The organism is Streptomyces purpureus, from assembly GCF_014648195.1.
In the GTDB taxonomy this organism is placed as follows: domain Bacteria; phylum Actinomycetota; class Actinomycetes; order Streptomycetales; family Streptomycetaceae; genus Streptomyces; species Streptomyces purpureus.
In genome coordinates this window covers 34,389-59,990 of the sequence record NZ_BMQQ01000031.1, presented here as the reverse complement: position 1 = coordinate 59,990, position 25,602 = coordinate 34,389, and the positions used below count along the sequence as shown (strand labels likewise).

26 protein-coding genes are annotated in these 25,602 nt (G+C 71.1%); 13 read left to right on the top strand and 13 right to left on the bottom strand.

Annotation, left to right across the window (positions count from 1 at the left end):
* Positions 1-347: 347 nt before the first annotated feature.
* A complete protein-coding gene (locus IEZ01_RS29115; protein WP_189204655.1) occupies positions 348-1,682 on the bottom strand; it encodes a hypothetical protein in 1,335 nt (444 codons plus the stop codon).
* A gap of 303 nt (positions 1,683-1,985) precedes the next feature.
* On the opposite strand from IEZ01_RS29115, the gene deoC reads away from it, so the two are divergent.
* From deoC to IEZ01_RS29100, 3 genes are read left to right on the top strand one after another with little or no spacing between them, the layout of a single operon-like run.
* Entirely contained in the window at positions 1,986-2,945 is a 960-nt protein-coding gene (deoC, locus tag IEZ01_RS29110) for a deoxyribose-phosphate aldolase (protein WP_040875190.1), read from the top strand.
* Between the two features lie 6 nt (positions 2,946-2,951).
* Positions 2,952-4,382, top strand: coding sequence for an aldehyde dehydrogenase family protein (locus IEZ01_RS29105; RefSeq protein ID WP_189204653.1), 1,431 nt, complete (start codon positions 2,952-2,954; stop codon positions 4,380-4,382).
* On the top strand, positions 4,375-5,265 hold the full coding sequence (locus IEZ01_RS29100; RefSeq protein WP_189204650.1) for an aldehyde dehydrogenase family protein: 891 nt from the start codon (positions 4,375-4,377) through the stop codon (positions 5,263-5,265). The genes IEZ01_RS29105 and IEZ01_RS29100 overlap by 8 nt, the downstream gene beginning before the upstream one ends.
* A 123-nt stretch (positions 5,266-5,388) precedes the next feature.
* On the opposite strand, the gene IEZ01_RS29095 is transcribed toward IEZ01_RS29100, so the two are convergent.
* Positions 5,389-5,781 (bottom strand): hypothetical protein, encoded by a 393-nt coding sequence (locus tag IEZ01_RS29095; protein ID WP_019888968.1) that lies wholly within the window; start codon positions 5,779-5,781, stop codon positions 5,389-5,391.
* A gap of 64 nt (positions 5,782-5,845) precedes the next feature.
* Between IEZ01_RS29095 and IEZ01_RS29090 the strand changes: the two genes are divergently transcribed.
* Positions 5,846-6,541, top strand: a complete 696-nt coding sequence (locus IEZ01_RS29090) for an ATP-binding protein (RefSeq protein WP_189204648.1) — start codon at positions 5,846-5,848, stop codon at positions 6,539-6,541.
* Between the two features lie 129 nt (positions 6,542-6,670).
* Here IEZ01_RS29090 and IEZ01_RS29085 read toward each other — a convergent pair whose 3' ends face one another.
* Positions 6,671-7,393, bottom strand: a complete 723-nt coding sequence (locus IEZ01_RS29085; protein WP_028797882.1) for a SigE family RNA polymerase sigma factor — start codon at positions 7,391-7,393, stop codon at positions 6,671-6,673.
* A 172-nt stretch (positions 7,394-7,565) separates the two neighbouring features.
* Here IEZ01_RS29085 and afsQ1 point away from each other — a divergent pair, with 172 nt between their 5' ends.
* From afsQ1 to IEZ01_RS29060, 5 genes are all read left to right on the top strand, one after another.
* On the top strand, positions 7,566-8,243 hold the full coding sequence (afsQ1, locus tag IEZ01_RS29080) for a two-component system response regulator AfsQ1 (protein ID WP_189204646.1): 678 nt from the start codon (positions 7,566-7,568) through the stop codon (positions 8,241-8,243).
* Positions 8,240-9,793, top strand: coding sequence for an ATP-binding protein (locus IEZ01_RS29075; protein ID WP_189204644.1), 1,554 nt, complete (start codon positions 8,240-8,242; stop codon positions 9,791-9,793). Before afsQ1 ends, IEZ01_RS29075 begins: the two co-directional genes overlap by 4 nt.
* Positions 9,790-10,425 carry a hypothetical protein gene (locus IEZ01_RS29070; protein WP_019888963.1) on the top strand — a complete coding sequence of 212 codons (636 nt, stop codon included), beginning with the start codon at positions 9,790-9,792 and terminating at the stop codon, positions 10,423-10,425. Before IEZ01_RS29075 ends, IEZ01_RS29070 begins: the two co-directional genes overlap by 4 nt.
* A 76-nt stretch (positions 10,426-10,501) precedes the next feature.
* A complete protein-coding gene (locus IEZ01_RS29065) occupies positions 10,502-11,071 on the top strand; it encodes a VanZ family protein (RefSeq protein ID WP_028797881.1) in 570 nt (189 codons plus the stop codon).
* 90 nt (positions 11,072-11,161) lie between these two features.
* Positions 11,162-11,362, top strand: coding sequence for a PspC domain-containing protein (locus IEZ01_RS29060; RefSeq protein ID WP_028797880.1), 201 nt, complete (start codon positions 11,162-11,164; stop codon positions 11,360-11,362).
* 75 nt (positions 11,363-11,437) lie between these two features.
* Here the strand turns inward: IEZ01_RS29060 and IEZ01_RS29055 are convergent, their stop codons facing one another.
* Both IEZ01_RS29055 and IEZ01_RS29050 read right to left on the bottom strand, forming a co-directional pair.
* Complete coding sequence (locus IEZ01_RS29055) at positions 11,438-11,803, bottom strand: hypothetical protein (RefSeq protein WP_019888960.1); 366 nt, start codon at positions 11,801-11,803, stop codon at positions 11,438-11,440.
* 138 nt (positions 11,804-11,941) lie between these two features.
* Positions 11,942-13,096: an adenosine deaminase gene (locus IEZ01_RS29050; protein ID WP_019888959.1), complete on the bottom strand. Its 1,155-nt coding sequence runs from the start codon at positions 13,094-13,096 to the stop codon at positions 11,942-11,944.
* Between the two features lie 115 nt (positions 13,097-13,211).
* On the opposite strand from IEZ01_RS29050, the gene IEZ01_RS29045 reads away from it, so the two are divergent.
* On the top strand, positions 13,212-13,988 hold the full coding sequence (locus IEZ01_RS29045) for an alpha/beta hydrolase (RefSeq protein WP_189204642.1): 777 nt from the start codon (positions 13,212-13,214) through the stop codon (positions 13,986-13,988).
* 17 nt (positions 13,989-14,005) lie between these two features.
* Here the strand turns inward: IEZ01_RS29045 and IEZ01_RS29040 are convergent, their stop codons facing one another.
* Positions 14,006-14,959, bottom strand: coding sequence for a LysR family transcriptional regulator (locus IEZ01_RS29040; RefSeq protein ID WP_028797879.1), 954 nt, complete (start codon positions 14,957-14,959; stop codon positions 14,006-14,008).
* Positions 14,960-15,021: 62 nt separating this feature from the next.
* Between IEZ01_RS29040 and IEZ01_RS29035 the strand changes: the two genes are divergently transcribed.
* The 3 genes from IEZ01_RS29035 to IEZ01_RS29025 all read left to right on the top strand — a co-directional run bounded on the left by IEZ01_RS29035 (position 15,022) and on the right by IEZ01_RS29025 (position 18,181).
* Positions 15,022-16,290 (top strand): MFS transporter, encoded by a 1,269-nt coding sequence (locus IEZ01_RS29035; protein ID WP_019888956.1) that lies wholly within the window; start codon positions 15,022-15,024, stop codon positions 16,288-16,290.
* Between the two features lie 137 nt (positions 16,291-16,427).
* Entirely contained in the window at positions 16,428-17,123 is a 696-nt protein-coding gene (locus IEZ01_RS29030) for a L,D-transpeptidase family protein (protein ID WP_189204640.1), read from the top strand.
* 77 nt (positions 17,124-17,200) lie between these two features.
* Entirely contained in the window at positions 17,201-18,181 is a 981-nt protein-coding gene (locus IEZ01_RS29025; protein ID WP_028797877.1) for a sigma-70 family RNA polymerase sigma factor, read from the top strand.
* Here the strand turns inward: IEZ01_RS29025 and IEZ01_RS29020 are convergent.
* The 7 genes from IEZ01_RS29020 to IEZ01_RS28990 form a co-directional block, all read right to left on the bottom strand.
* On the bottom strand, positions 18,178-18,474 hold the full coding sequence (locus IEZ01_RS29020) for an STAS domain-containing protein (protein ID WP_189204638.1): 297 nt from the start codon (positions 18,472-18,474) through the stop codon (positions 18,178-18,180). The two genes, IEZ01_RS29025 and IEZ01_RS29020, sit on opposite strands and share 4 nt — an antisense overlap.
* A gap of 97 nt (positions 18,475-18,571) precedes the next feature.
* Entirely contained in the window at positions 18,572-19,849 is a 1,278-nt protein-coding gene (locus tag IEZ01_RS29015) for a thymidine phosphorylase (RefSeq protein WP_189204636.1), read from the bottom strand.
* 103 nt (positions 19,850-19,952) lie between these two features.
* Positions 19,953-20,342, bottom strand: a complete 390-nt coding sequence (locus tag IEZ01_RS29010; protein ID WP_019888951.1) for a cytidine deaminase — start codon at positions 20,340-20,342, stop codon at positions 19,953-19,955.
* On the bottom strand, positions 20,339-21,610 hold the full coding sequence (locus IEZ01_RS29005) for an ABC transporter permease (RefSeq protein ID WP_019888950.1): 1,272 nt from the start codon (positions 21,608-21,610) through the stop codon (positions 20,339-20,341). Before IEZ01_RS29005 ends, IEZ01_RS29010 begins: the two co-directional genes overlap by 4 nt.
* On the bottom strand, positions 21,607-22,725 hold the full coding sequence (locus tag IEZ01_RS29000) for an ABC transporter permease (RefSeq protein ID WP_189204634.1): 1,119 nt from the start codon (positions 22,723-22,725) through the stop codon (positions 21,607-21,609). Before IEZ01_RS29000 ends, IEZ01_RS29005 begins: the two co-directional genes overlap by 4 nt.
* Complete coding sequence (locus tag IEZ01_RS28995) at positions 22,722-24,284, bottom strand: ABC transporter ATP-binding protein (RefSeq protein ID WP_028797875.1); 1,563 nt, start codon at positions 24,282-24,284, stop codon at positions 22,722-22,724. The genes IEZ01_RS29000 and IEZ01_RS28995 overlap by 4 nt, the downstream gene beginning before the upstream one ends.
* A gap of 190 nt (positions 24,285-24,474) precedes the next feature.
* On the bottom strand, positions 24,475-25,521 hold the full coding sequence (locus IEZ01_RS28990; protein ID WP_189204633.1) for a BMP family lipoprotein: 1,047 nt from the start codon (positions 25,519-25,521) through the stop codon (positions 24,475-24,477).
* Positions 25,522-25,602: the final 81 nt, after the last annotated feature.

Genomic DNA, 25,602 nt, shown 5'->3' with positions numbered 1-25,602 from the left:
GATCCCGCCGCCCGGGGTCCCGGGAGGCGCCGCCCTTCCGGGAGTACGGAAGGAGCGGCAGCCCCGCCGGGGGTCCGGAGGGCGCACCGCCCTGCCGGAGGTACGGAAGGCGCGGAGGCCCCGCCGAGGTTCCGATAGGGCCGCCTTCCCTCCCGGGGATACGGAAGGCTGCGGCGGTCCCGCCGGGTGACGGCGGGAGGGGTCCCACCGCCGGGGTCCCGGGGGGCGCCGCCCTCCCCGGGGTACGGCATGGCCGGAAGCCCCGCCGCGAGTCGGAGGGGGCCGATGCCAGGCCCGCCTCGGGGGTTACGGAAGGGGCAGGGCCCCTTCCGTATGTCGCCGGGGCGTCAGCCGCGGGCGTCCGCCGCGCGGCGGCGCAGGGCGACGAAGCCGAGGCCGGCCGCCGCGAGGGAGGCCGCGCCGGCGCCCGTGGCGACGAGGGCCGTGCTGTCGCCGGACTCGGTGAGCTCGGCGCCCGCCGCGACCGCGCCGCGCGGGACGACGGAGGTCTGGACGGCCGTGGTGGACGTGGTGCCCTGGGCCGCGACCTGGGTGGTCTTGGTGGAGGTGCTCTTGGCCGGGGCGCCCGCGTCCTCGATGCCCAGGAAAACGGCCGGGGCCTGCTTGGCGGCGGTGGTGACGTAGTTGCCGAACTTCGTGCCGTCGGGGGACACGATCACGAGCGCGCCACCGCCGAAGTCGAGGACCTGGTGACGGCCGTTGCCCTTCAGGAGCGGGTTGGCCACGGCGTGGGTCTTCCGGTGACCGTCGTTGACGCCCCAGCGGCCCGCCGCGTCCTTGGCCAGGCGCACGTCCTTGCCGTTGGGCAGCGCGTAGATGCCCGCCTTGCCGCCGACGCTGTTGACCGCCCAGACGTGGGTCTTGCCGGCCGGGGTGAGCAGGAAGTACTCGCCGCCGTACACGGCCGCGCCGTGGCCGCCGTTGGCGTCGACGGTGCCGATGGAGGCGCCCTTGACGAAGGCGATCGCGCGGTACCCGGCGGTGCCGTTCTCGTAGACCTTGAGGACCGTGCCGTTGGTCATGTGCTCGGTGCCGACGAGCGCGCCCATGCCGCTGTGGAGCTGACGGGCGATCACGCGGGCGTCGGCGAGGAGGCGGATCTCGACGTTGTTGTAGGTCTTGACCTGACCGACCTTCAGGGAGAACAGCTTGCGCTGGCCCTTGTGGATGTCGGCGCGCAGCTCACCCGTGCCGCGGTCCTTGAAGACCTTGGCGCGCATGCCCTCCAGGAGGTCCTGCTCCTTGTGGAGCACGAAGCCGCCCGGCTGCGGCTTCGCCGTGACGTCGCCGTCGCTGTTCATCGTGACCCACAGACCCTTGTGCGCCTTGCCCTCGCCACCGCGCAGGCTGAAGATCACCGCGCCGTCCTCGATGATCTCGGCGAGGTAGTCCGGGCCGTCGACCAGGTAGACCTTGGCGGACAGGCCGTGACCCAGGTCGACCTGCTTGACGAAGTTCCGGCCGTCGGCGGGCTTGGTCTCACCGGTCGTGGTCTCACCGGTGGTGGCACCGCTGCCGGCGGCCGTCTTGTCCGTGATGGCCGGGCCGTTCTGCTGAACCGGCTTCTCCGCGGCGAAGGCGGTGGCGGCGGTGGCCATCGGGGTCAGGGCGACACCGGCGACGACGGCGGTGGCGATGGCGGTGCGGAGGGCGAAACGCATGACGACTCCATGAAGCTCAGGAAGTGGAAGGTGGTGGAGAGCCGCATGCCGCTTTCTCGTTCGGGTGGGGCCGGTGAGTTCGGCGGGCTGCACGAACAAAGTTATGGATCTTGTGTGAGGGCGATGTCCGCGCGATGTCACAGGCGTGTGACAGGGCTCACGGAGGCCGCCACTCCGCTTCTGACCTGCCCATTTCCCTCGCCCCCGACGACCCACCCATCCGCCCACCTGGAGCTCAGGGCGCACAGACGAGCACGGGGCTGTACAGGTCGCTACGCGCGTAGATATGCTCGACTGGTGACCATGCCCACCACTGCAACCGCAGCATCCGCATTTGCCGACGTGACCACGTCCAACAGTGCGCTGCGCCGCTTCCTCCACGGGCTGCCCGGCGTCGACGCCGTCGGCCTGGAAGCACGCGCCGCGTCTCTCGGCACCCGCTCGATCAAGACGACGGCCAAGGCCTACGCCATCGATCTGGCCATCTCGATGATCGACCTGACGACGCTCGAAGGCGCGGACACCCCGGGCAAGGTCCGGGCGCTCGCCGCCAAGGCCGTCAACCCCGATCCGACCGACCGTACGACCCCGACGACCGCCGCCGTCTGCGTCTACCCGGACATGGTGGCCACCGCCAAGGCCGTCCTGAACGGCACGGACGTCAAGGTCGCCTCCGTCGCCACGGCCTTCCCGGCCGGCCGCGCCGCGCTGCCCGTGAAGCTCGCGGACACCCGGGACGCCGTCGCCGCCGGCGCCGACGAGATCGACATGGTCATCGACCGTGGCGCCTTCCTCGCCGGCCACTACCTGGAGGTCTTCGAGCAGATCGCCGCCGTCAAGGCCGAGTGCGGGGACAAGGCCCGCCTCAAGGTGATCTTCGAGACCGGTGAGCTGTCGACGTACGACAACATCCGCCGCGCCTCCTGGCTCGGCATGATGGCCGGCGCCGACTTCATCAAGACCTCGACCGGCAAGGTCGCGGTCAACGCCACCCCCGCCAACACGCTGCTGATGCTGGAGGCCGTGCGCGACTTCCGCGCGCAGACCGGCGTCCAGATCGGCGTGAAGCCGGCGGGCGGCATCCGCAACACCAAGGAAGCGATCAAGTTCCTGGTGCTGGTCAACGAGACCGTGGGCGCGGACTGGCTGGACAACCACTGGTTCCGGTTCGGCGCCTCCAGCCTGCTCAACGACCTGCTGATGCAGCGTCAGAAGCTGGCGACCGGCCGTTACTCCGGCCCCGACTACGTGACGGTGGACTGATCGATCATGACTTTTGAGTACGCACCCGCGCCCGAGTCGCGCTCGGTCGTCGACATCGCGCCGAGCTACGGCCTCTTCATCGACGGCGAGTTCACCGAGGCCGCCGACGGCAAGGTCTTCAAGACCGTCTCGCCGTCCACCGAGGAGGTCCTCGCCGAGGTCGCCCAGGCGGGCGCCGAGGACGTCGACCGCGCGGTGAAGGCGGCCCGCAGGGCGTTCGAGAAGTGGTCGGCGCTGCCCGGCTCGGAGCGCGCCAAGTACCTCTTCCGGATCGCCCGGATCATCCAGGAGCGCAGCCGTGAGCTGGCCGTCCTGGAGACCCTGGACAACGGCAAGCCGATCAAGGAGACCCGCGACGCGGACCTTCCGCTGGTCGCGGCGCACTTCTTCTACTACGCCGGCTGGGCCGACAAGCTCGACCACGCCGGCTACGGCGCCGACCCGCGTCCGCTGGGCGTGGCCGGTCAGGTCATCCCGTGGAACTTCCCGCTGCTGATGCTGGCCTGGAAGATCGCCCCGGCGCTCGCCACCGGCAACACGGTCGTGCTGAAGCCGGCCGAGACGACCCCGCTCTCCGCGCTGTTCTTCGCGGACATCTGCCGCCAGGCGGGTCTGCCGAAGGGTGTCGTCAACATCCTCCCCGGGTACGGGGAGACGGGCGCGGCGCTGGTCGAGCACCCGGACGTGAACAAGGTCGCCTTCACCGGCTCCACGGCCGTGGGCAAGGCGATCGCGCGCCAGGTGGCGGGCACCCGCAAGAAGGTCACCCTGGAGCTGGGCGGCAAGGGCGCGAACATCGTCTTCGACGACGCGCCGATCGACCAGGCGGTCGAGGGGATCGTCACCGGCATCTTCTTCAACCAGGGCCAGGTCTGCTGCGCGGGCTCCCGCCTGCTGGTCCAGGAGTCGATCCACGACGAGCTGCTCGACTCCCTCAAGCGCCGTCTGTCCACCCTGCGCCTGGGCGACCCGCTGGACAAGAACACCGACATCGGCGCGATCAACTCGGCCGAGCAGCTGGCCCGGATCACCGCGCTCACCGAGCAGGGCGAGGCGGAGGGCGCCGAGCGCTGGTCCCCGGCGTGCGAGCTGCCGACGTCCGGCTACTGGTTCGCCCCGACGCTCTTCACCAACGTCACGCAGGCGCACACGATCGCCCGTGACGAGATCTTCGGCCCGGTGCTGTCCGTGCTGACGTTCCGTACGCCGGACGAGGCCGTCGCCAAGGCCAACAACAGCCAGTACGGCCTCTCGGCGGGCATCTGGACGGAGAAGGGCTCCCGCATCCTCGCGGTGGCGAACAAGCTCCGTGCGGGTGTGGTGTGGGCCAACACGTTCAACAAGTTCGACCCGACCTCGCCGTTCGGCGGCTACAAGGAGTCGGGCTTCGGCCGCGAGGGCGGCCGTCACGGTCTGGAGGCCTACCTCGATGTCTGATGTGACTCGCCTCGGCGTCTTCAAGACCTACAAGCTGTACGTGGGCGGGAAGTTCCCGCGTTCCGAGAGCGGCCGGGTGTACGAGGTGACCGACTCCAAGGGCAAGTGGCTGGCGAACGCCCCCCTCTCCTCCCGCAAGGACGCGCGTGACGCGGTCGTCGCGGCCCGCAAGGCCTTCGGCGGCTGGTCGGGCGCGACGGCGTACAACCGCGGCCAGATCCTCTACCGCATCGCCGAGATGCTGGAGGGCCGCCGCGAGCAGTTCGTGCGCGAGGTGGCGGACGCGGAGGGCCTGTCCAAGTCCAAGGCGGCGGCCGTCGTGGACGCGGCCATCGACCGCTGGGTCTGGTACGCCGGCTGGACCGACAAGATCGGCCAGGTCGTCGGCGGCGCCAACCCCGTGGCGGGCCCGTTCTTCAACCTGTCGACCCCCGAGCCGACCGGCGTGGTGACGGTCCTGGCCCCGCAGGAGTCGTCGTTCCTGGGCCTGGTCTCGGTGATCGCCCCGGTGATCGCGACCGGCAACACGGTCGTCGTCATCGCGAGCGAGAAGTCCCCGCTGCCCGCCCTCTCCCTGGGCGAGGTGCTGGCCACCTCCGACCTGCCGGGCGGTGTGGTCAACGTGCTGTCGGGCCGTACGGCCGAGATCGCCCCCTCGCTGGCGGCGCACCAGGACGTCAACGCGATCGACCTGACGGGGGCGGACGAGGCCCTCGCCAAGGAGCTGGAGATCGCGGCGGCGGACAACCTGAAGCGCGTGCTTCGTCCACAGCCTGGGGACTTCTCGGAGGCCCCGGGCACGCACCGGCTGACCGCCTTCCTGGAGACGAAGACGGTCTGGCACCCGACGGGCTCGCTGGGCGCGTCCGGCTCGGCGTACTGACCGGCGCGAAGATGTGAGAAGGCTCCGCGGGCGCTGCCCGCGGGGCCTTCTCACGTCCGGACACGGACGGTTCCCGGGGCCGGGGACCGCGGCTGAACTGCCCCGGCCCGGGCGCGAACAGGCCTAACCCACCAGACCCGTCACCCCGCCCACCACGGGCAGGTCCTTGAGCGCCGCGCCCTCGGAAACAGGGCCGGCCGCCAGTGCCGTGCTCAGCGGCTGGAAGCCGCCGACCTGAGTGCCCAGCGCGTCCACCCCGGCCCTCGCCGGCGGGTCGAGCCGGAGGGAGGTGACCGGATCGGTCACGTGCGGGACCGTGTCGGTGAGGGCATGGCCGGCGGCGTCCGGATCCACGCCGGCCAGCGCGGCCGCCGCGCCCTCCACCGGTCCGGCGGCCTGCGGCTCGGCCTGGGCCCCCGCCGCACCCAGGCCGAGGACCGCACCGGCCGCCGTCACCATGAGGCCGGCCCGCAGCAGGGCGCGGGCCGGGGAGTCGAAATACGCGTGACGAGCCATCAGAATCCTGTCGTCGTGCCGAGCGCTCGGTAATCGTGCGCGCACCGAGAGTAGTTGAGGTGTGATGCTCGATACCAACCGTCCTCCGGAGGGGTCCCCTGCACGGGTCAATGGTTCACACTGGTGTCCCGTGAGTTCCCACATCGCCCCGACCCGCGTCGTCCTGCTCGCGGGCCCCTCCGGCTCCGGAAAATCGTCGCTCGCCGCCCGCGCCGGGCTGCCGGTGCTGCGCCTCGACGACTTCTACAAGGAGGGCGACGACCCGACGCTCCCTCAGGTGGAGGGCAGCGGTGACATCGACTGGGACTCCCCCGCCTCCTGGGACGCGGACGCGGCCGTCGCCGCCATCGCCGAACTGTGCCGCACGGGACGGACGAACATCCCCGTGTACGACATCGCCACCAGCTCGCGCGTCGGCCAGGACGTGCTCGACATCGAGCGCACACCGCTCTTCGTGGCCGAGGGCATCTTCGCCGCCGAGATCGTCGAGCGCTGCCGGCAGCTGGGGCTCCTCGCCGACGCGCTCTGCCTGCGCGGCCGCCCCTCCACGACCTTCCGCCGCCGGCTGCTGCGGGATCTTCGCGAGGGCCGCAAGTCGGTCCCGTTCCTGCTGCGCCGCGGCTGGCGCCTGATGCGCGCCGAGCGGGCCATCGTCGCCCGGCAGACCGCCCTCGGCGCCCACGCCTGCGCCAAGGAGGAGGCCCTGGGCCGCCTCGCCGCGGCCGCCGCGGGCCGCCACCGTACCCCCGCGGCCCGCTGAGCCCCGTCCGCACCGCGCACGACACACGACAGCGGGGCTGAACAGGTCCCCCCGGCCCGTCCAGCCCCGCTGTCGTTCTTTCCCCCGTGGGGATCCCCCGTGGCTCCCCCGTGAGAGATCCCCGTCGCCTCAGGCCACCAGCTCGCCGAAGGACTCTTCCTCGTCACGTCCGAAGCTGAGCACCTCGTCCTCGCGCAGCCGCCGCAGCGACCGCCAGATGCTCGACTTCACCGTGCCGACACTGATGTCCAGGATCTCCGCGATCTCCGGATCCGTACGGCCCTCGTAGTAGCGCAGGACCAGCATCGTCCGCTGCAGTTCGGGAAGGCGGGCCAGCGCCTGCCAGAGCACCGCGCGCAGCTCCGTGCCGCGCATCGCGTCGGTGTCGCCCGCCGTCTCCGGCAGCTCCTCCGTCGGGTACTCGTTGAGCTTGCGCCGCCGCCAGGCGCTGATGTGCAGGTTCGTCATCGTCCGGCGGAGGTAGCCCCCCACCGCGGCCTTGTCGCTGATCCGGTCCCAGGCGCGGTACGTGGAGAACAGCGCGCTCTGGAGCAGGTCCTCGGCCTCGAAACGGTCACCGGTCAGGTGGTAGGCGGTGGCGTACAGGGAGGCGCGGCGCTCCTGGACGTAGGCGGTGAACTCCGCCTCCGACCGGCTCGAACGCTCCCCCGTGACCTCCCCGTACGCCGCTCCCCCGTCAGTCACCGCGACCATGTAGGGCGCCTTGTGCTGACGCCCGGCGCTGCGAACGCACCCCCGCCCGTTCACTGCGCCGGACTCCTTGCCGCTCCGGTTGACGTCGTGGAGACGCGTGACAACTGCGCTTGAGGTGGTGCTGTGCAGTGCGTTCATCTCGCGCCCCCCGTCGGTTGGAGTCTGCTTCGGTCCGTATGCCCAAAAGCTTGCCCCGGGCACTTCATAGCGGTGTCCGCCGACTGTCACAGGCCTGTCACAGGGGGAGGTGTCGTGAGCACGCCGCTCCCTCAGTCGAAAACCGGCTCCCCCATGGGCCAGAATGGCGCTCGTGCCTTTCCTGTTGCTGATCGAGGACGACGACGCCATCCGCACGGCCCTCGAACTCTCCCTGTCCCGCCAGGGCCACCGTGTGGCCACCGCGGCGACGGGCGAGGACGGCCTGAAACTGCTGCGCGAGCAGCGGCCGGACCTGATCGTGCTGGACGTGATGCTGCCCGGCATCGACGGCTTCGAGGTGTGCCGTCGTATCCGGCGCACCGACCAGCTGCCGATCATCCTGCTGACCGCCCGTAACGACGACATCGACGTCGTGGTGGGCCTGGAGTCTGGGGCGGACGACTATGTCGTGAAGCCGGTGCAGGGGCGTGTCCTCGACGCGCGGATCAGGGCGGTACTGCGGCGCGGCGAGCGGGAGTCCACGGACTCGGCGACGTTCGGGTCGCTGGTCATCGACCGGTCGGCGATGACGGTCACCAAGAACGGCGAGGACCTCCAGCTCACGCCGACCGAGCTGCGGCTGCTGCTCGAACTGAGCCGCCGGCCGGGACAGGCCCTGTCGCGGCAACAGTTGCTGCGCCTGGTGTGGGAGCACGACTACCTCGGCGACTCGCGTCTGGTGGACGCGTGTGTGCAGCGGCTGCGGGCGAAGGTGGAGGACGTGCCGTCCTCGCCGACCCTGATCCGTACGGTCCGTGGCGTGGGTTACCGGCTGGACGTGCCTGCGTGAGCGCTGGTCCCGCCAAGAAAGGCATACTCGCGGGCCTCCGTTTCACCAGCCTGCGCCTGCGGCTGGTCGTGGTCTTCGCCCTGGTCGCGCTGACCGCGGCGGTCTCCGCGTCGGCGATCGCGTACTGGCTCAACCGGGAGGCCGTGCTCACCCGCACGCAGAACTCGGCGCTCAACGACTTCCGGCAGGAGATGCAGAACCGCGCGGCGACGCTGCCGGCCCGGCCCTCCGAGGACGACCTGCGGCGCACCGCCGAGCAGATGGCGGGCGGCAGCGCGGGCTACAGCGTGCTGCTGCTCGGCGAGCGGGACGCCGGGAAGCCGATCATCGCGGCCTCGAACCCGGACGTCTTCACCCTGGCCGACGTGCCCAAGGCGCTCCAGGACGCGGTGGAGACCAAGCGGGAGCTGAGCGCGGCCAACGCCTACGAGTACCACCTCTTCTGGCTGCGCACCGAGCGCGGCAGGACGCCCTACCTGGTGGGCGGGACCCGGATCATCAACGGCGGGCCGACCGGCTACATGTTCAAGTCGCTGGAGCCGGAGCAGAAGGACCTCAACTCGCTCGCCTGGTCCCTGGGGATCGCCACCGGTCTCGCGCTGCTCGGGTCGGCGCTGTTGGCGCAGGCCGCGGCGACGACCGTGCTGCGGCCGGTGCACCGGCTGGGCGAGGCGGCCCGGCGGCTCGGCGAGGGCGAGCTCGACACCCGGCTGCGGGTCTCCGGCACGGACGAACTGGCCGAGCTGTCGCGTACGTTCAACAGCGCCGCGGAGTCGCTGCAGAAGAAGGTCGCGGACATGAGTGCGCGGGAGGAGTCCAGCCGCCGGTTCGTCGCCGACATGTCGCACGAGCTGCGCACTCCGCTGACCGCGCTGACCGCCGTGACCGAGGTGCTGGAGGACGAGCAGGACAGCCTCGACCCGATGATCGCGCCCGCCGTGTCGCTGGTCGTCAGCGAGGTCCGGCGGCTCGGGGACCTGGTGGAGAACCTGATGGAGGTCACCCGCTTCGACGCGGGCACGGCCCGGCTCGTCCTGGACGACGTGGACGTCGCCGACCAGGTCACCGCCTGCATCGACGCGCGCGCCTGGCTGGACGCGGTGGACCTGGACGCCGAGCGCGGGATCGTGGCCCGGCTCGACCCGCGCCGCCTCGACGTGATCCTCGCCAACCTGATCGGCAACGCGCTCAAGCACGGCGGGTCGCCGGTGCGGGTCTCCGTCCGTACCGAGTCCGTCGAAGACGGCGAGGAGGAGCTGGTCATCGAGGTACGGGACCACGGGCCTGGCATCCCCGAGGACGTGCTGCCGCGTGTCTTCGACCGGTTCTACAAGGCGAGCGCGTCCCGGCCGCGTTCGGAGGGGTCCGGGCTCGGCCTGTCCATCGCGATGGAGAACGCGCTGATCCACGGCGGTTCGATCACGGCGGCCAACTCGCCGGACGGGGACGGCGCGGTGTTCGTGCTGCGGCTGCCGCAGGACGCGTCCCGGATCGAGCGGGGCCTGCAGACCCGCAGCAGCCAGGGGGAAGAGGAAGGGGACGCGCGGTGATCGCCCGTCGGGTCCGGCGTGGGGCCCTCGCACTGGCGGGGGCGGCCGTGTGCGCCGCCGTCGCCACCGGGTGCGGCATCAGGACGACGTCCGTACCGGTCGACGCGGGTGCGGCCCCGTCGCGGGTGCCGTGCAGCCTCTCCGGCAAGGAGGTCGTCACCCAGAGCCGCCCCGGTGTGCCGGTGCGGATCCATCTCGTGTGCGGCTCCCAGCTGGAGGTGGTGGAGCGGACGACCCCGGTGGGCGAGGAGCAGGCCGACAAGTCCGCCCGCGGGCGGCTCGGGCTCGCCCAGGTGTTGATCGACGAGCTCCGCGCGGAGCCGTCGGACACCGAGCAGGAGGCCGGTTTCACCTCGTCGGTGAAGGGGTCGCTGACCGTCTCCCCCGGCCGCAAGGGCGATCCGGCGGGCACGCTCCGGCTCAGCCGCCAGCCCGAGGACCTGCCGCCCGCCGCGCTCTCCCAGATCGTCTGCACCCTCGCCGAGAGCACCGTGGTCACCGTGCGCGGCACGGTCGTCCTCGGCGGTCCGGGGGACTACGCCCCGCACGGCTACGCGTGCACGCCCGCCCTGAAGGAGAGCCCGGAGTCGGCCGCCCCCATGGTGAGCGTGTCGCCGTCCGCGGCCCCGTAGGGGGCGGCGGACGGTGCGTGGGGCGTCACGCGCCTCTTACGGAACCGATCCCGCCGGTCGGCGCGTCTTGGGGATCGTGCAGCGTCAAGGTTCGGACGGCAGCGCCGTCATTCACTACCGCGTGGCGGGGTCCGTACTCCTCCTCGCGCATCTGCTGCTCGTCGCCTGGCTGACGCTGCGCCCGCTCGACGTCGCATGGGTGGCGGGATCCAATCTGGAGCCGCTGGCCGGCATCAAGGCCGATCTCGCGCTGGGGCCGGTGGTGGCCGCCCGGCGGATCGGCGAGGGGCTGCTGCTGCTCGCGCCGCTCGGGGTGCTGCTGCCGCTCGCCGGCGGGCGGCTGGACGTGTCGCCGTGGGGCTCGCTGACCCGGACCGTCGCGGCCGGCGCGCTGGTGTCCCTCGGTATCGAACTGCTGCAGACCGGGGTGCCCGGGCGGGTCGTCGACGTGGACTCGCTGCTGCTGAACACGGCCGGGGTGGCGCTGGCGCACCTCGCCGTCGTACCGGCGTGGCGGACGCGGATGCGCCGCCGGGCCCTGCGGTCCTCCCCGGGGACCAGGCGGCGGCGCGGCACCGCCCTGCTGCGGGAGGACACCTCTCAGGGGTCGACCCCGACGATTCCCAGGGTCGGGATCGCCCCGTAGAGCGACGCTTTGTCCCGGGGTCCGGAGCGAGTATGGAGTCATCGGGAGCCCGACGGAGCGGCTCCCGGAGACTCGTAGAAGGAGCCCACCATGGCCGCACTTGTCCGCCCTCGTGAAGGACGCATGATCGGCGGAGTGTGCGCAGCGCTGGCCCGGCGCTTCGGCACCTCCGCGACGACGATGCGGGTGATCTTCCTGGCGTCCTGTCTGCTGCCCGGCCCGCAGTTCCTGCTCTACCTGGCGCTGTGGCTGCTGCTGCCTTCGGAGAAGACCGCCTCGGCCGCCTGGTGAGGCCGCCGGCCGCGGGCAGCCGAAGGGGCACACGCCCGGTGTGGACGTGTGCCCCCATGGACGGCTCGCGGCAGGTCAGTTGCCCAGCGCGAGACCGTTGAGGCCGGTGCTGGCCAGGCCGTTGACCGGCAGGCCGCCGATCAGCTGCTTGACCGGGCTGTTGGCGATGGTCTGCGGCGCCGACTCGGCGAGCTGGCCGACCGCCCCCGGGAGGGCCTGGGTGCCGCTGTCGAGGGCGCTCTTGCCGGCGAGCAGGGACTCGGGAGCGCCCGCGGGGAGCTTCTCGAGAACGTCGCCCGCGACGGGCAGGTTCTGGGTCACGCCGCCCAGAGTGGAAGTGACGTCGGGCAGGGACGCGGCGTTGGCCGTGCCGGCGGCGGTGGCGGCGAAGGCGGCACCGAGGGCGGCGACACCGAGCGTCTTGGCGGCAGACTGCTTCATCGAGATTCGTCCTTGGGGGAATTCGGGGAATGATGAGCGGCTCAGCAAGCTAGTCAGCGCATGGCCGCCCCGCAAACACCTTGAGGCGGCCGGGAGTCGTGTCTTCCGGCCGCCTCATTTGCTTTTTTCCCCGCCCGATCAGCCCAGGTCGGTGGTGGAACCGCTGGTCGCAGCGGTCTGCCGGAACAGCCATTCGGATTTCAGCTCGGCGTAACCCGGCTTGATCACGTCGTTGATCATGGCGAGGCGTTCGTCGAAAGGAATGAACGCTGATTTCATCGCATTGACTGTGAACCACTGCATGTCGTCGAGCGTGTAGCCGAACGTCTCGGTCAGCAGCTCGAACTCGCGGCTCATGCTGGTGCCGCTCATCAGCCGGTTGTCGGTGTTGACGGTGGCCCGGAAGTGCAGCCGGCGCAGCAGGCCGATGGGGTGCTCGGCGTAGGAGTCGGCGGCGCCGGTCTGCAGGTTGGAGGTGGGGCACATCTCCAGCGGGATGCGCTTGTCGCGTACGTACGCGGCGAGCCGGCCGAGGGTGATCGTGCCGTCGTCGGCGACGTCGATGTCGTCGATGATGCGGACGCCGTGGCCGAGGCGGTCGGCGCCGCACCACTGGAGGGCCTGCCAGATGGAGGGCAGGCCGAAGGCCTCGCCGGCGTGGATCGTGAAGTGGTTGTTCTCGCGCTTGAGGTACTCGAAGGCGTCGAGGTGGCGGGTGGGCGGGAAGCCCGCCTCGGCGCCGGCGATGTCGAAGCCGACGACGCCGGAGTCGCGGTAGCGGTTGGCGAGTTCGGCGATCTCCAGGGCGCGGGCGGCGTGCCGCATGGCGGTGAGGAGGGCGCCGACGCGGATGCGGTGGCCGCTCTCCCTGGCGCGGCGCTCGCCCTCGCGGAAGCCTTGGTTGACGGCCTCGACGACCTCTTCGAGGGTGAGGCCCTGTTCCAGGTGCTGTTCGGGGGCGTAGCGCACCTCGGCGTAGACGACACCGTCCTCGGCGAGGTCCTCGGCGCATTCGGCGGCGACGCGGACGAGGGCCTCGCGGGTCTGCATGACGGCGCAGGTGTGCGCGAAGGTCTCCAGGTAGCGCTCGAGCGATCCGGAGTCGGCGGCCTCACGGAACCAGATGCCGAGCTTGTCGGGCTCGGTCTCGGGCAGGCCGTCGTAGCCCGTCTGCCGGGCGATCTCGATGATGGTGCCGGGGCGCAGCCCGCCGTCGAGGTGGTCGTGGAGCAGCACCTTCGGGGCGCGGCGGATCTGGTCCGCGGTGGGGATGTTGAGGGTCTGGCTCGTCATTTCGGCACTCTAGCCCCTACGCGCGTAGAGCGCGCCCTGTGGCGCAACTTGTCGATACGCAACGGTGACCACGCGGACGGGTGGCGTACACCTGCGCTTCTGAGACTGTTCTGCCATGGCGCATCACGCACTCGTAGGGACGGCCGGGACGCGAACGCCCCGGCTGGGGAGGGCCGTACGGGCAGGCTCCCAGGCCGACGCGGTCGGCGGGGTGGTGCTGGTACTCCCGGACGGCGAGACGGCGTCGGCCCGGCGGGCCTCCTCGCTGGCCCACGCGGCGGCGCTGCCGCTGGCCCGTTCGCTGGCGCGGGCGGGGGCCGCGGACGGGCTCGTGGCGCATGTGGTGCGCTACCGGGGGCGCGGCTGGAACGGCGCGGACGCCCAGCTCGCGGCGGACGCGTCCTGGGCGGCGTCGGAGGTGGTACGGCGCTACGGCGACGTGCCCCTCTGCCTGGCGGGGCACGGGATGGGGGCCCGGGCGGCGCTGCGGGCGGCCGGGCACACGGCGGTCAACTCCGTCCTCGCGATGGCGCCTTGGCTGCCGGAGGACGACGTGGCGGCGGAGCCCGAGCCGGTGCGGCAGCTGGGGGGACGGCGCGTGCTGGTCGTGCACGGCACGAACGACGCGCGGACCGATCCCGAGCTGTCGTTCCGCCTCGCCGAGCGGGCGAAGAAGGCCAACCGCGACACCTGCCGCTTCGAGGTCCACTCGGACGGCCACGCCCTGCGCCAGCACCACACGGAGGTCCTCGCCCTGGCCGCGAACTTCGTCCTCGGCGCCCTCTTCGGCCGGCCCTTCGCCCGGCCGGTCGCCGACGCCTTCGCGGCGCCGCCCCCGCTGGGCCTGCGCATGCCGCTGGCGGCGGGCTTCGGGCGGGCGCTGCGGCCGTAGCGCCCGGCGCCCCCGGCTCAGTCCGGGAGCAGTGTGCCGCGCTTGGAGAGCAGGAACTTCTTGAAGGCGGCCACCGGCGGGGTGTCCGGGTGGCCGTCGAGCCAGGCGACGCCGATCTCGCGGACCGCGCGGGGTGCTGTGACCGTCAGCTCGACGACGCCGGGGCGGGGCACCGCGGGCGGCGGCAGGAGGGCCACGCCGAGGCCGGCAGCGACCAGTCCGCGCAAGGTCTCCGCCTCCTCGCCCTCGAAGGCCACCCGCGGGGTGAAGCCCGCCTCGGCGCAGAGGTCGTCGGTGATGCGGCGCAGGCCGTACCCCGGTTCCAAGGTGACGAAGGTTTCGTCGGCGGCCTCGGCGAGGCGGACCCGTTTGCGGGTGGCGAGGCGGTGGTCGTCCGGGACGACCAGGCGCAGGCGCTGTTCGTCGAGGCGGCGGGCGACCAGGTCGGGAGCGTCGGGCACCGGGGAGGTCAGGCAGAGGTCGAGGTCACCGGCGCGCAGCCGTTCGATCATGGCCTCGCCGTAGTTCTGCACGAGCGTGAAGCGGATCCGGGGGTGGTCGACCCGGAAGGCGCGGATCAGGCCCGGGACGGTCTCGGAGCCCATGGTGTGCAGGAAGCCGAAGGCGACCTTCCCGGCGGCCGGGTCGGCGTCGGCCCGTACGGACTCGGCGGCGCGCTCGACCTCGGCGAGGGCGCGTTCGACGGAGGTGAGGAAGGTCCGGCCCGCGGGGGTGAGGGCGAGCGTGCGGCCCTTGCGGGCGAAGAGGCTGACCCCGAGGTCCTCCTCCAGGCGGACCATGGCGCGCGAGAGCGTCGACTGCGGCACGCCCATCTCCTGCGCGGCTCGGGTGACATGCTCGTGCCGGGCGACCCCGGCGAAGTAGGCAAGGCGAGGCGCGAGCAGCAGCCCCATGTCTTCTTCGTTACTGTTCGGTGACAGCCACTGCTGTGACCTGTACTCATGCGCCATGGGAACGATTAAAGCCGTTCCATGCATTGGACGCATGAGAATGCGGTGCCTACGGTCGACGTATGCCTCCTGCCAGTACCCAGGCGTCCACCGGCACGACCGTGGGCGCCGACCTCCGTCTTTCTCCCGGCCGCCCCGGCTACCGCCGGATGAGCTTCGCGCTCTTCGCCGCCGGGGTCGCCACCTTCGCCCTTCTCTACTCCACGCAGGCCCTGCTGCCCGCCGTCTCGGCCGAGTTCGGCGCGAGCGCGTCGGCGGCGTCCTGGACGGTCTCCGCCGCGACCGGCGCCCTGGCCCTGTGTGTGCTGCCGCTGAGCGCGCTGTCCGAGCGGTTCGGGCGGCGCGCGCTGATGACCGTCTCGCTCGTGGTCGCGGTCGCGGTCGGTCTGCTGGTCCCGTTCGCGCCGAGCCTTGAGTGGCTGGTGGCGCTGCGAGCGGTGCAGGGTGCGGCGCTGGCCGGTGTGCCGGCCTCCGCGATGGCGTACCTGGCCGAGGAGGTACGTCCCAAGGCGCTGATCGCCGCGATCGGGCTCTTCGTCGCGGGCAACTCCATCGGCGGGATGAGCGGGCGGATCGTCACGGGCTGGGTGGCCCAGCTGTGGGGCTGGCGTGCCGCGCTCGCCGCGGTGGGGCTGATGGCACTGGTGTGCGCGGTGGTGTTCCGGCTGATGCTGCCGCGGGCCCGGCACTTCGTCCGGGGCTCGCTGAACCCGGTGGAGCTGGCGCGGACGGTGCGGACGCATCTGGCCGATCCGCTGCTGCTGCGGCTGTACGTGATCGGCGCGCTGTTCATGACGGTGTTCGGCGCGGTGTACACCGTCATCGGCTACCGCCTGGTCGAGGCGCCCTTCAACCTGCCGCAGGGCGTGGTCGGTTCGATCTTCCTGGTCTATCTGGTCGGTACGGTCTCCTCGGCCGCGGCCGGACGGCTGGTGGGCCGGATGGGTCGGCGCGGAGCCCTCTATCTGGCCGTGGGCACCACCGCGGGCGGTCTGCTGCTGTCGCTGAGCGACGGGCTGGGGGCCGTCCTGCTGGGCCTGGTGCTGATCACGGCGGGCTTCTTCGCCGGGCACGCGGTCGCCTCGTCCGCGGTGAGCCGGACGGCCACCTCGGGGCGCGCACAGGCGTCGGCGCTCTACCAGTCGGCGTACTACCTGGGCAGCAGCGTGGGCGGCACGCTCGGCGCGGTCGCCTTCCACGCGGGCGGCTGGGGCGGCACGGTCGTCCTCGGTCTTGTCGCGGTACTCGGTGTCGTCTCGCTGACGCTGTACGGAACGCACGCCGCGCGGGTGCGCGAGCGGCGGCTGATGCCGGTGACGGCCGCCCGCTGACACGGGCGCCGGGCGCGCGCCAGCGCGGCCGGGGGGAAATCCTGCGTAAATCCCGGCCCGGTTACAACCATCCACCCCCTGTGCGCGTCCCACGCACAGAGCGTCAACGCTCGCCGTGCACAGGGGAGTTGATCATCATGAACGTGATACGCCGCCGGGCGGGTGTCGCGCTCGGCCTCGCCGGTCTGGTCGTACCGCTGACCGTGGCCCTCGGCGCCGCACCCGCGCAGGCCGCGTCGTGCAACCTGTCGACCGGGCCGTACCAGAAGCAGGTGGAGAAGTTCCTGGGCCGGACGGTCGACGGGCGGCAGTCGGCCGCCGACTGCCGGGCCATCCAGTCCTTCCAGCGGACCCACGGCATCACCCCGACCGTGGGCTACGCCGGGCCGCTGACCTGGCGGACCATGAACACGATGCTGGCCCAGCGGGCGGCCGGCTCGAACCCCAACAAGGCGCGGGCCTGTCCCACCAGCCGCGGCCGGATCGCCTGCGTGGACCTGACCCGGCAGCTCAGCTGGATCCAGGACGGCGCCCGGCTGAAGTACGGCCCGGTGCCGGTGCGTACGGGCAAGGACGGCACCGAGACCCGTACCGGCTCCAAGAAGATCTACTGGCGCAACATCAACCACTGGTCGACCATCTACAACGTGCGTATGCCGTACGCGCAGTTCTTCGACGGCGGGCAGGCGTTCCACTCCACCACCAAGTCGATGTGGAACCCGCCGGGCTCAGGCGGCTGTGTGAACATGCGCACGGCCGACGCGAAGGCGTACTGGAACCTGCTCCGCAACGGCGACGACGTGTACGTATACGGGCGCAAGCCCGGCACCTGAGCGCCGTTGTCAGTCCCCTGCGGTAATTTCCCCTCACCGGTGCCGAGCGGGCCGGTGAGGGGCGACAGGGGTGACCCATGAGTGATCTGGCAATGTCCGCGGACCTTGAGTCCCAGCTGGAGAAGTACCGCACGGAGCTGACCGGTTACTGCTACCGCATGCTCGGCTCCGCCTTCGAGGCGGAGGACGCGGTGCAGGACACGATGGTCCGGGCCTGGCGGAGCCACGAGAAGTTCGAGGGGCGCTCCAGCCTGCGCTCGTGGCTCTACCGCATCGCCACCAACGTCTGCCTGGACGCGCTGAACGCGGGGAACAAGCGGGCCCGCCCGGTCGATCTGAGCGGCCCCTCCCCGCTGGCCCAGGCGGCGCTCAACCCGATGCCGGAGAACACCTGGCTGGAGCCGGTCCCGGACGGGCGGGTGCTGCCCACGGTGGCCGACCCGGCGGAGACCGCGGTGGCCCGTGAGTCGGTCCGGCTCGCGTTCGTCGCGGCGCTCCAGCATCTGCCGCCCAAGCAGCGGGCCGTGCTGATCCTGCGCGAGGTCCTGGCCTGGAAGGCCGCCGAGGTCGCCGAGCTCCTCGGCACGACGGTCGCCTCCGTGAACAGCGCCCTGCAGCGGGCGCGGGCGACGCTGGCCGAGACGGAGGGCCAGGTGCCCGACACGGCGAACCCGCTCGACGAGGAGCAGAGCAAGCTCCTGGAGCGGTACGTGGCCGCCTTCGAGGGGTACGACATGGCGGCCCTGACCGCGCTGCTGCACGAGGACGCGGTGATGACGATGCCGCCGTTCGACCTGTGGCTGCAGGGCCACGACGACATCACCGGCTTCATGCTCACCCTCGGCGCGAGCTGCGCGGGATCGAGGCTGATGGCGACGGTGGCCAACGGCACGCCGGCGTTCGCGCACTACAAGCCGGACCCGGAGGGGCCGGGCTTCGTGCCGTGGGCGCTTCAGGTCATCGACATCCGCGAGGGCGCGATCACCGGCATGCACTGCTTCCTGGACACCGAGCGCTGGTTCCCGCTGTTCGAGCTGCCCGACCGGCTGGAGGGCTAGGGCGGGTCCTGGAGCAGCAGCTCCTCCAGCCCGACGAGCCCGAGGAGAAGCCTGAGCCGCCCGTCGGCGCCACGCAGCCGCAGGGTGTGGCCGAGGCGGTGGGCGGTCAGGCGGAGCCTGGCCAGGGCGTCGACGACGGTGAGGTCGGCGTGCGTGAGCGCGCCGACCTCACACACCACCTCGGTCGGATCCCGCCCGGAGAGCCGGGCGGCGAGCTCGGCGCAGAGCGCGGGCACGTCGATGCGGGTGATCCGGCCGGAGAGCTGGAGGACGATCGGTTGCGTGGCTTCCACACACGGGAGACCCGTGGGAGGGGCGGAACTCATCGGGGGTGAACGGGACCGGCGGATCCACCGGTCCCGTTCACCCCCGAGCCGAGGGCGCGGGCCGTCAGGCGATGCGGTCCAGGACGATCGGGTTCGGGGTGAACGCCGTGCCCGCGGGGGCCACGTCGAACGCGCCCTCCAGGGACTTCAGGGCGTAGTCGAACTTCTCCGGGGTGTCCGTGTGCAGGGTCAGCAGCGGCTGGCCCGTGGTGACCGTGTCACCCGGCTTGGCGTGGAGCTCGACGCCCGCGCCGGCCTGGACCGGGTCCTCCTTGCGGGCGCGGCCGGCGCCCAGTCGCCAGGCGGCGATGCCGACGTCGTAGGCGTCCAGGCGGGTGAGGACGCCCGAGGCGGGGGCGGTGACGACGTGCTGCTCGCGGGCGACCGGGAGAGCCGCGTCCGGGTCGCCGCCCTGGGCCGCGATCATCCGGCGCCAGACGTCCATCGCGGAGCCGTCGGCGAGCGCCTTGGCCGGGTCGGCGTCCTTGATGCCGGCCGCCTCCAGCATTTCCCGGGCCAGCGCGACCGTCAGCTCGACGACGTCGGCCGGGCCGCCGCCGGCCAGCACCTCGACCGACTCGCGGACCTCCAGGGCGTTGCCCGCGGTGAGGCCGAGCGGGGTGGACATGTCGGTGAGCAGGGCCACCGTCTTCACACCGCTGTCGGTGCCGAGGGCGACCATGGTGGAGGCCAGCTCGCGGGCGTCCTCGATGGTCTTCATGAAGGCGCCGGTGCCGACCTTGACGTCCAGGACGAGCGAGCCGGTGCCCTCGGCGATCTTCTTCGACATGATGGAGGAGGCGATCAGCGGGATCGCCTCGACGGTGCCGGTGACGTCGCGCAGCGCGTACAGCTTCTTGTCCGCCGGGGCCAGGCCGTCGCCCGCCGCGCAGATCACGGCGCCGGTGGTGTCGAGCACGTGCAGCATCTCCTCGTTGGAGAGCAGCGCGCGCCAGCCGGGGATGGACTCCAGCTTGTCCAGCGTGCCGCCGGTGTGGCCGAGGCCGCGGCCGGACAGCTGCGGGACGGCCGCGCCGCACGCGGCGACGAGCGGGGCCAGCGGGAGGGTGATCTTGTCGCCGACGCCGCCGGTGGAGTGCTTGTCGGAGGTCGGGCGGGAGAGCGAGTCGAAGTTCATCCGCTCGCCGGAGGCGATCATCGCCGCGGTCCAGCGGGCGATCTCGGTGCGGTTCATGCCGTTGAGCAGGATCGCCATGTTGAGGGCGGCCATCTGGTAGTCGGCGACCTCGCCGCGCGTGTAGGCGTCGATGACCCAGTCGATCTGCTCGGGGCTGAGCTCGCCCCGGTCCCGCTTGGTACGGATCACGGAAATGGCGTCCATGGCATTCCTTCCGGCAATGAAGTACGTGCGTGCGCGACTCTACGCGCATAGAGAGGGAAAGGACCGGCGGCCCTTCCAACTGCAGGGAAGGGCCGCCGGGTTACTACCTGAGGTGATCCGGGCCGAAGGCCTGCGGCAGCATGTCCGCCAGCGGCAGGATCCCCTTGGGGGTGTCCACGAGAAGCTCCGGGCCGCCGAACTCGTACAGCAGCTGCCGGCACCGCCCGCACGGCACGAGGATCTCGCCCCGCCCGTCCGCGCAGGTGAAGTGGGTCAGCCGGCCGCCGCCGGTGAGCTGAAGCTGCGAGACGAGACCGCACTCGGCGCACAGCCCGATGCCGTACGAGGCGTTCTCGACGTTGCAGCCGGTGACGGTCCTTCCGTCGTCGACCCGGGCGGCGGCGCCGACCGGGTAGCCCGAGTACGGCGCGTACGCCCGGGACATGGCGTCCCGCGCGGCCTCCCGCAGGGCCCCCCAGTCAGCGTCCGTCATTTGCCCTGGCCCTTCCGGTACGGCAGACCGTCCGCCTTCGGCATCCTCAGCCGCTGCGCCGACAGGGCGAGCACGAGGAGCGTGGTGACGTACGGGGCCGCGTCCACGAACTGGCTCGGGACCTGGTCGGTGAAGGCGTACCAGAGGTACAGACCCGCGGCCACGACCGCGGAGATCGCCGCGCCGAGGTACTTCTTCTTGTACAGCTGCCACAGGACGACCAGCGTGAGCAGGATCGCGATCAGCAGCAGCATCGCGTGGACGTTCTCCGCGCCACCGCGCAGCTTGAGGCTGTCGGTGAAGCCGAAGAGCCCGGCGCCCAGCGCCATGCCGCCCGGCATCCAGTTACCGAAGATCATCGCGGCGAGACCGATGTAGCCGCGGCCGCCTGTCTGGCCCTCCTGGTAGATACCGGTGGCGACGATGGCGAGGAACGCGCCACCGAGACCGGCCAGCCCACCGGAGACGGTGACGGCGATGTACTTGTACTTGTAGACGTTGACGCCCAGCGACTCGGCCGCGACCGGGTTCTCACCGCAGGAGCGCAGCCGCAGGCCGAAGGCCGTGCGCCACAGCACCCACCAGGTGCCCGGGATGAGCAGCAGCGCGACCACGGTCAGCAGCGAGAGGCCGGTGACCAGACCGCCGACGACCCCGGCGATGTCGGAGACCAGGAACCAGTGTTTGGCCTGGAGGTCGGCGAGCCATTCGGACAGGCCCGGGATGGTGATCTCGGTGATCGCGTCGATGCGCGGGGACTGCTTGGAGGAGCCGCCCTCGGCGTCGGCGAAGGTGAAGTTCGACAGGTAGCGGGTGGCACCGACGGCGAGGATGTTGATCGCCACACCGGAGACGATGTGGTTCACGCCGAAGGTGACGGTGACGATCGCGTGCAGCAGACCGCCGAGCGCGCCGCCGATGATGCCGAAGACGACACCGGTCCACGGCCCCCACTGGAAGCCCGCCCAGGCACCGAACCAGGTGCCGAGGATCATCATGCCTTCGAGACCGATGTTGACCACGCCCGCGCGCTCGGCCCACAGGCCGCCGAGACCGGCGAGGCCGATCGGCACGGCGAGTTCGAGGGCGCCGGAGACCTGGCCGACGGAGGTGAGGTCGTCGGCGCCGCTGATCACCCGGACCAGCGAGACCAGCGCGAGGCCGCCCGCGATGATCAGCAGGATCCAGGGCAGGGTGAGCTTGCGGCGGCCGCCGCCCTTCTTGGGCGCGGCGCTGGTCACCGAGACCGTGCTCGTGCTCTCGCTCATGCCGCAACCTCCTTGTCGGTCTTGATGGCGCCGCCGGCGGCCAGCTCCTCGCCGACCTTCTGCTGCTGGCGGCGGAGGCCGTAGCGGCGGACGAGTTCGTACGACACGACGACGGAGATCACGATCAGGCCCTGCATGATCGTGGCGATCTCCTTCTCGTAGCCGTGCTGGTCGAGGGAGGCCGAGGACTTGTCCAGGAAGGCGATCAGCAGCGCGCTGAAGGCGATGCCGATCGGGCTGTTGCGGCCGAGCAGGGCGATGGTGATACCGGTGAAGCCCACGCCGGCCGGGAAGTCCAGGCTGTAGGTGTGGGTCTCGCCGAGCAGCGTCGGCATGCCGGCGAGACCGGCGACCGCGCCCGAGATCAGCATCGAGGTGAGGATCATCTTCTTGGCGTCGACACCGCTGGCCTGGGCCGCGGACTCGCTGGCGCCGGTGGCGCGCAGGTCGAAGCCGAAGCGGGTGCGGTTGAGGACGAACCAGTAGAGGACACCGAGGGCGACGGCGACGAAGGTGAAGCCGTAGATCTCACCGGCTCCCTCGCCCATCGAAAGGCCCGGGAACCATCCCGACTCGGCGATCTCGCCGGTGGTCAGGTTGTTGGAGCCCTCCGGCTGCACGCCGAAGTTCTTCGGCAGGATCAGGTAGGCCACGAGCGCGGTCGCGATCGCGTTGAGCATGATCGTCGAGACGACCTCGCTGACGCCGCGGGTGGTCTTCAGGATGCCCGCGATACCCGCCCAGAACGCACCGACCAGCATGGCGACGAGCATGATGAGCAGGATGTGCAGCGGGCCCGGCAGCTCGATCGAGGCGCCGACGAGCGCCGACAGCATGGCCGCGAGGCGGTACTGGCCGTCGACACCGATGTTGAAGAGGTTCATCCGGAAGCCGATGGCCACCGCGAGCGCCGCCAGGTAGTAGATACCGGCCTGGTTGACAATCAGCACCTGTACGTCGGTGTAGCTGACCTGCTCGAACATGATGCGGTACGGCTCGATCGGGTTGGTGCCCGAGACGAGCAGCACCACCGTGGTGAGCGCGATGGCCACGACCAGTGCGACCACCGGGCCGGCCAGGCCCAGAATCAGCCGGTCCTTGTCGAATTTCCTCATCGGGCGTCACCGTCTTCCGGGTGCTCGAGGTGACCGGTGGCGGCGCCGGTCATGGCCGAGCCCAGCTCCTCCGGAGTGATCGTGGCGGGGTCCGCGTCGGCGACGAGCCGGCCGCGGAACATCACCCGCAGGGTGTCGGACAGGCCGATCAGCTCGTCGAGGTCGGCGGAGATCAGCAGGACCGCCAGGCCCTCGTGGCGTGCCTCGCGGATCCGGTCCCAGATCTGCGCCTGCGCGCCGACGTCGACGCCGCGCGTCGGGTGGGCGGCGATGAGCAGCTTGGGGGCGTGGCTCATCTCGCGGCCGACGATCAGCTTCTGCTGGTTGCCGCCGGAGAGGGAGGCCGCGGTGACCTCGATACCGGGGGTGCGGACGTCGTACTCGCGCACGATCCGCTCGGTGTCCTGGCGGGCGGCCTTGAGGTCGAGGACGCCGCGGCGGGAGTTGGGCCGCTCGGTGACGTGGCCGAGGATCCGGTTCTCCCAGAGCGGGGACTCCAGGAGCAGGCCCTGGCGGTGGCGGTCCTCGGGGATGTAGCCGATGCCGTCCTCACGCCGCTTGCGGGTGGAGGCGTGCGAGATGTCGTCGGTGTCGAGGGTGATGACACCGCCGTCGGGGTCGCGCAGGCCCATCAGCGCGTCGATGAGCTCGGTCTGGCCGTTGCCCTCGACACCGGCGATGCCCAGGACCTCGCCCTTGTGGATGGTGAAGTCGATGCCGGCGAGGACCTCGCGGACGACTCCGTCGGGGTCGGTGGCGGTCAGCCGCAGGTTCTCGACCTTGAGCATCGGCACCTCGGTGACCGTCGACTCTCGGGTCTCGGGCGAGGGCAGCTCGCTGCCGACCATCAGCTCGGCGAGCTGGCGGGGCGTGGTGGAGGAGGGGTCGGCGGTGCCGACCGTGGTGCCGCGGCGGATGACGGTGATGTCGTCCGCGACGGACAGGACCTCGCCGAGCTTGTGCGAGATGAAGATGACGGTGAGGCCCTCGGCCTTGAGCTCGCGCAAGTTGGCGAAGAGGGCGTCGACCTCCTGGGGGACGAGCACCGCGGTGGGCTCGTCCAGGATCAGGATCTTGGCGCCTCGGTAGAGAACCTTGAGGATCTCCACACGCTGGCGGTCTGCGACGCCGAGGTCCTCGACGAGCGCGTCGGGGCGTACCCCGAGACCGTACGCATCGGAGATCTCAAGGATCTTCTTACGGGCCTTGGCGCCGATGCCGTGGAGCTTCTCGCCGCCGAGGACGACGTTCTCCAGGACGGTGAGGTTGTCGGCGAGCATGAAGTGCTGGTGCACCATGCCGATGCCGCGCTCGATGGCGTCGCCGGGGGTGGCGAAGGAGACCTGGGTGCCGTCGACGGTGATGGTGCCCTCGTCCGGCTTCTGCATGCCGTAGAGGATCTTCATCAGGGTCGACTTGCCGGCACCGTTCTCACCGCAGAGGGCGTGAACGGTTCCCTTGCGCACGGTGAGGTTGATGTCGTGGTTGGCCACGACGCCGGGGAATCGCTTGGTGATGCCGTGGAGTTCTACGGCGGGGGGGCTGCTGGACGCGTTGATGACGCACTCTCCTTGGCCGAAAGGAGTGGGAGCGGGGGCAGGGCGGGGCGAAGTTATCGTGCCGGAGGAACGTCTACACGCGTAGCGCTGCCGAAATGTGAAATGCGGGTGCGGAATGGGGCCGGGGCCCGGCTGCGGTGGAGTGCCACCGTGGCCGGGCCCGCGGGCTCAGGTCGTGACCTGCGTGTCCTTACGGAGCGGTCTTGACCTTGATCTTGCCGGCGATGATGTCGGCCTTGGCCTTCTCGACGGCGGCGATCAGGTCGGTCATCTTCTGGTACTCCGGGTTGGAGTTGGCCAGGCCGACGCCGTCCTTGTCGAGGCCGTAGCGGACCTCACCGGACTGCGGCTTGCCCTTCTTGACCGACTCGATCAGGTTGAAGACGGAGTCCGAGACGTCCTTGGTGACCGAGGTCAGGATCTTGGCCTTGTACTTGGCCAGACCCTTCTGGTTGTACTGGTCGGAGTCGACGCCGATGGCCCACTTGCCGGCGGTGGCGGTGGCCTCGATCGCACCGGAGCCGGCGAGGCCGGCGGCGGCGTAGATCACGTCGGCGTTCTTGTCGAGCATGCCCTGAGCGGCGGCCTTGCCGAGGTCCGGCTTGGCGAATCCGTCGAAGTTCGGCGGCTGGGTCAGGTACTGCTTGAGCACCTTCGCCTTGGGGTTGGTGTCCGTGACGCCCTGGACGAAGCCCGCCTCGAACTTCTTGATCAGCGGAACCTCGACACCGCCGATGAAGCCGACCGTGCCGGTCTTGGACGCCTTGGCGGCGGCGACGCCGGCCAGGTAGGAGCCCTGCTCCTCGTTGAAGACGAGGTTGGCGATGTTCGGGCCGGTCTTCGAAGTGTCGTCGATCAGGCCGAAGGTGGTCTTGGGGTACTTCTTGGCGACCTTCTCGATGGCCGGCGCGTAGGCGAAACCGACGCCGATCACCGGGTTGTTGCCGGAGCGGGCCAGCTCGGTGAGACGCTGGACCTTGTCCGCGTCACCCTCGCCCTCGGACGGCTCGGCCTCGGCACCCTTGATGTTGAGCTCGTCCTCGGCCTTCTTCAGGCCCGCGTAGGCGGCGTCGTTGAACGACTGGTCGCCACGGCCGCCGATGTCGTACGCGATGGCCGCCTTGGCCTGGCCGTCGGACCCCGCGTCCGAGGAGGTCTTTCCGCCACAGGCGGTAGCAGTGAGGGCAAGCGCCGCGGAGGCGATGCCCACGGTCGTGATCCTGGTGATCCGGCGCAAGGGGAGGCTCCTTCAAACCTGACCGAAGCGCCTCTTCCGGCGCTGGTTTCGCGTGGATCGTAACGCGCGTAGATGTCAGAT

What these genes read in the sequence shown, in the direction of transcription:
- IEZ01_RS29005 (WP_019888950.1), bottom strand. Translation starts at nt 21,610, where the DNA reads ATGAGCGAGAGCACGAGCACGGTCTCGGTGACCAGCGCCGCGCCCAAG.
- IEZ01_RS29050 (WP_019888959.1), bottom strand. Translation starts at nt 13,096, where the DNA reads ATGACGAGCCAGACCCTCAACATCCCCACCGCGGACCAGATCCGCCGC.
- IEZ01_RS29100 (WP_189204650.1), top strand. Translation starts at nt 4,375, where the DNA reads ATGTCTGATGTGACTCGCCTCGGCGTCTTCAAGACCTACAAGCTGTAC.
- IEZ01_RS29095 (WP_019888968.1), bottom strand. Translation starts at nt 5,781, where the DNA reads ATGGCTCGTCACGCGTATTTCGACTCCCCGGCCCGCGCCCTGCTGCGG.
- IEZ01_RS29035 (WP_019888956.1), top strand. Translation starts at nt 15,022, where the DNA reads ATGCCTCCTGCCAGTACCCAGGCGTCCACCGGCACGACCGTGGGCGCC.
- IEZ01_RS29060 (WP_028797880.1), top strand. Translation starts at nt 11,162, where the DNA reads ATGGCCGCACTTGTCCGCCCTCGTGAAGGACGCATGATCGGCGGAGTG.
- IEZ01_RS29105 (WP_189204653.1), top strand. Translation starts at nt 2,952, where the DNA reads ATGACTTTTGAGTACGCACCCGCGCCCGAGTCGCGCTCGGTCGTCGAC.
- IEZ01_RS29000 (WP_189204634.1), bottom strand. Translation starts at nt 22,725, where the DNA reads ATGAGGAAATTCGACAAGGACCGGCTGATTCTGGGCCTGGCCGGCCCG.
- IEZ01_RS29055 (WP_019888960.1), bottom strand. Translation starts at nt 11,803, where the DNA reads ATGAAGCAGTCTGCCGCCAAGACGCTCGGTGTCGCCGCCCTCGGTGCC.
- IEZ01_RS29030 (WP_189204640.1), top strand. Translation starts at nt 16,428, where the DNA reads ATGAACGTGATACGCCGCCGGGCGGGTGTCGCGCTCGGCCTCGCCGGT.
- IEZ01_RS29045 (WP_189204642.1), top strand. Translation starts at nt 13,212, where the DNA reads ATGGCGCATCACGCACTCGTAGGGACGGCCGGGACGCGAACGCCCCGG.
- IEZ01_RS29015 (WP_189204636.1), bottom strand. Translation starts at nt 19,849, where the DNA reads ATGGACGCCATTTCCGTGATCCGTACCAAGCGGGACCGGGGCGAGCTC.
- IEZ01_RS29085 (WP_028797882.1), bottom strand. Translation starts at nt 7,393, where the DNA reads ATGAACGCACTGCACAGCACCACCTCAAGCGCAGTTGTCACGCGTCTC.
- IEZ01_RS29115 (WP_189204655.1), bottom strand. Translation starts at nt 1,682, where the DNA reads ATGCGTTTCGCCCTCCGCACCGCCATCGCCACCGCCGTCGTCGCCGGT.
- IEZ01_RS29025 (WP_028797877.1), top strand. Translation starts at nt 17,201, where the DNA reads ATGAGTGATCTGGCAATGTCCGCGGACCTTGAGTCCCAGCTGGAGAAG.
- IEZ01_RS29040 (WP_028797879.1), bottom strand. Translation starts at nt 14,959, where the DNA reads ATGGCGCATGAGTACAGGTCACAGCAGTGGCTGTCACCGAACAGTAAC.
- deoC (WP_040875190.1), top strand. Translation starts at nt 1,986, where the DNA reads ATGCCCACCACTGCAACCGCAGCATCCGCATTTGCCGACGTGACCACG.
- IEZ01_RS29090 (WP_189204648.1), top strand. Translation starts at nt 5,846, where the DNA reads ATGCTCGATACCAACCGTCCTCCGGAGGGGTCCCCTGCACGGGTCAAT.
- IEZ01_RS29010 (WP_019888951.1), bottom strand. Translation starts at nt 20,342, where the DNA reads ATGACGGACGCTGACTGGGGGGCCCTGCGGGAGGCCGCGCGGGACGCC.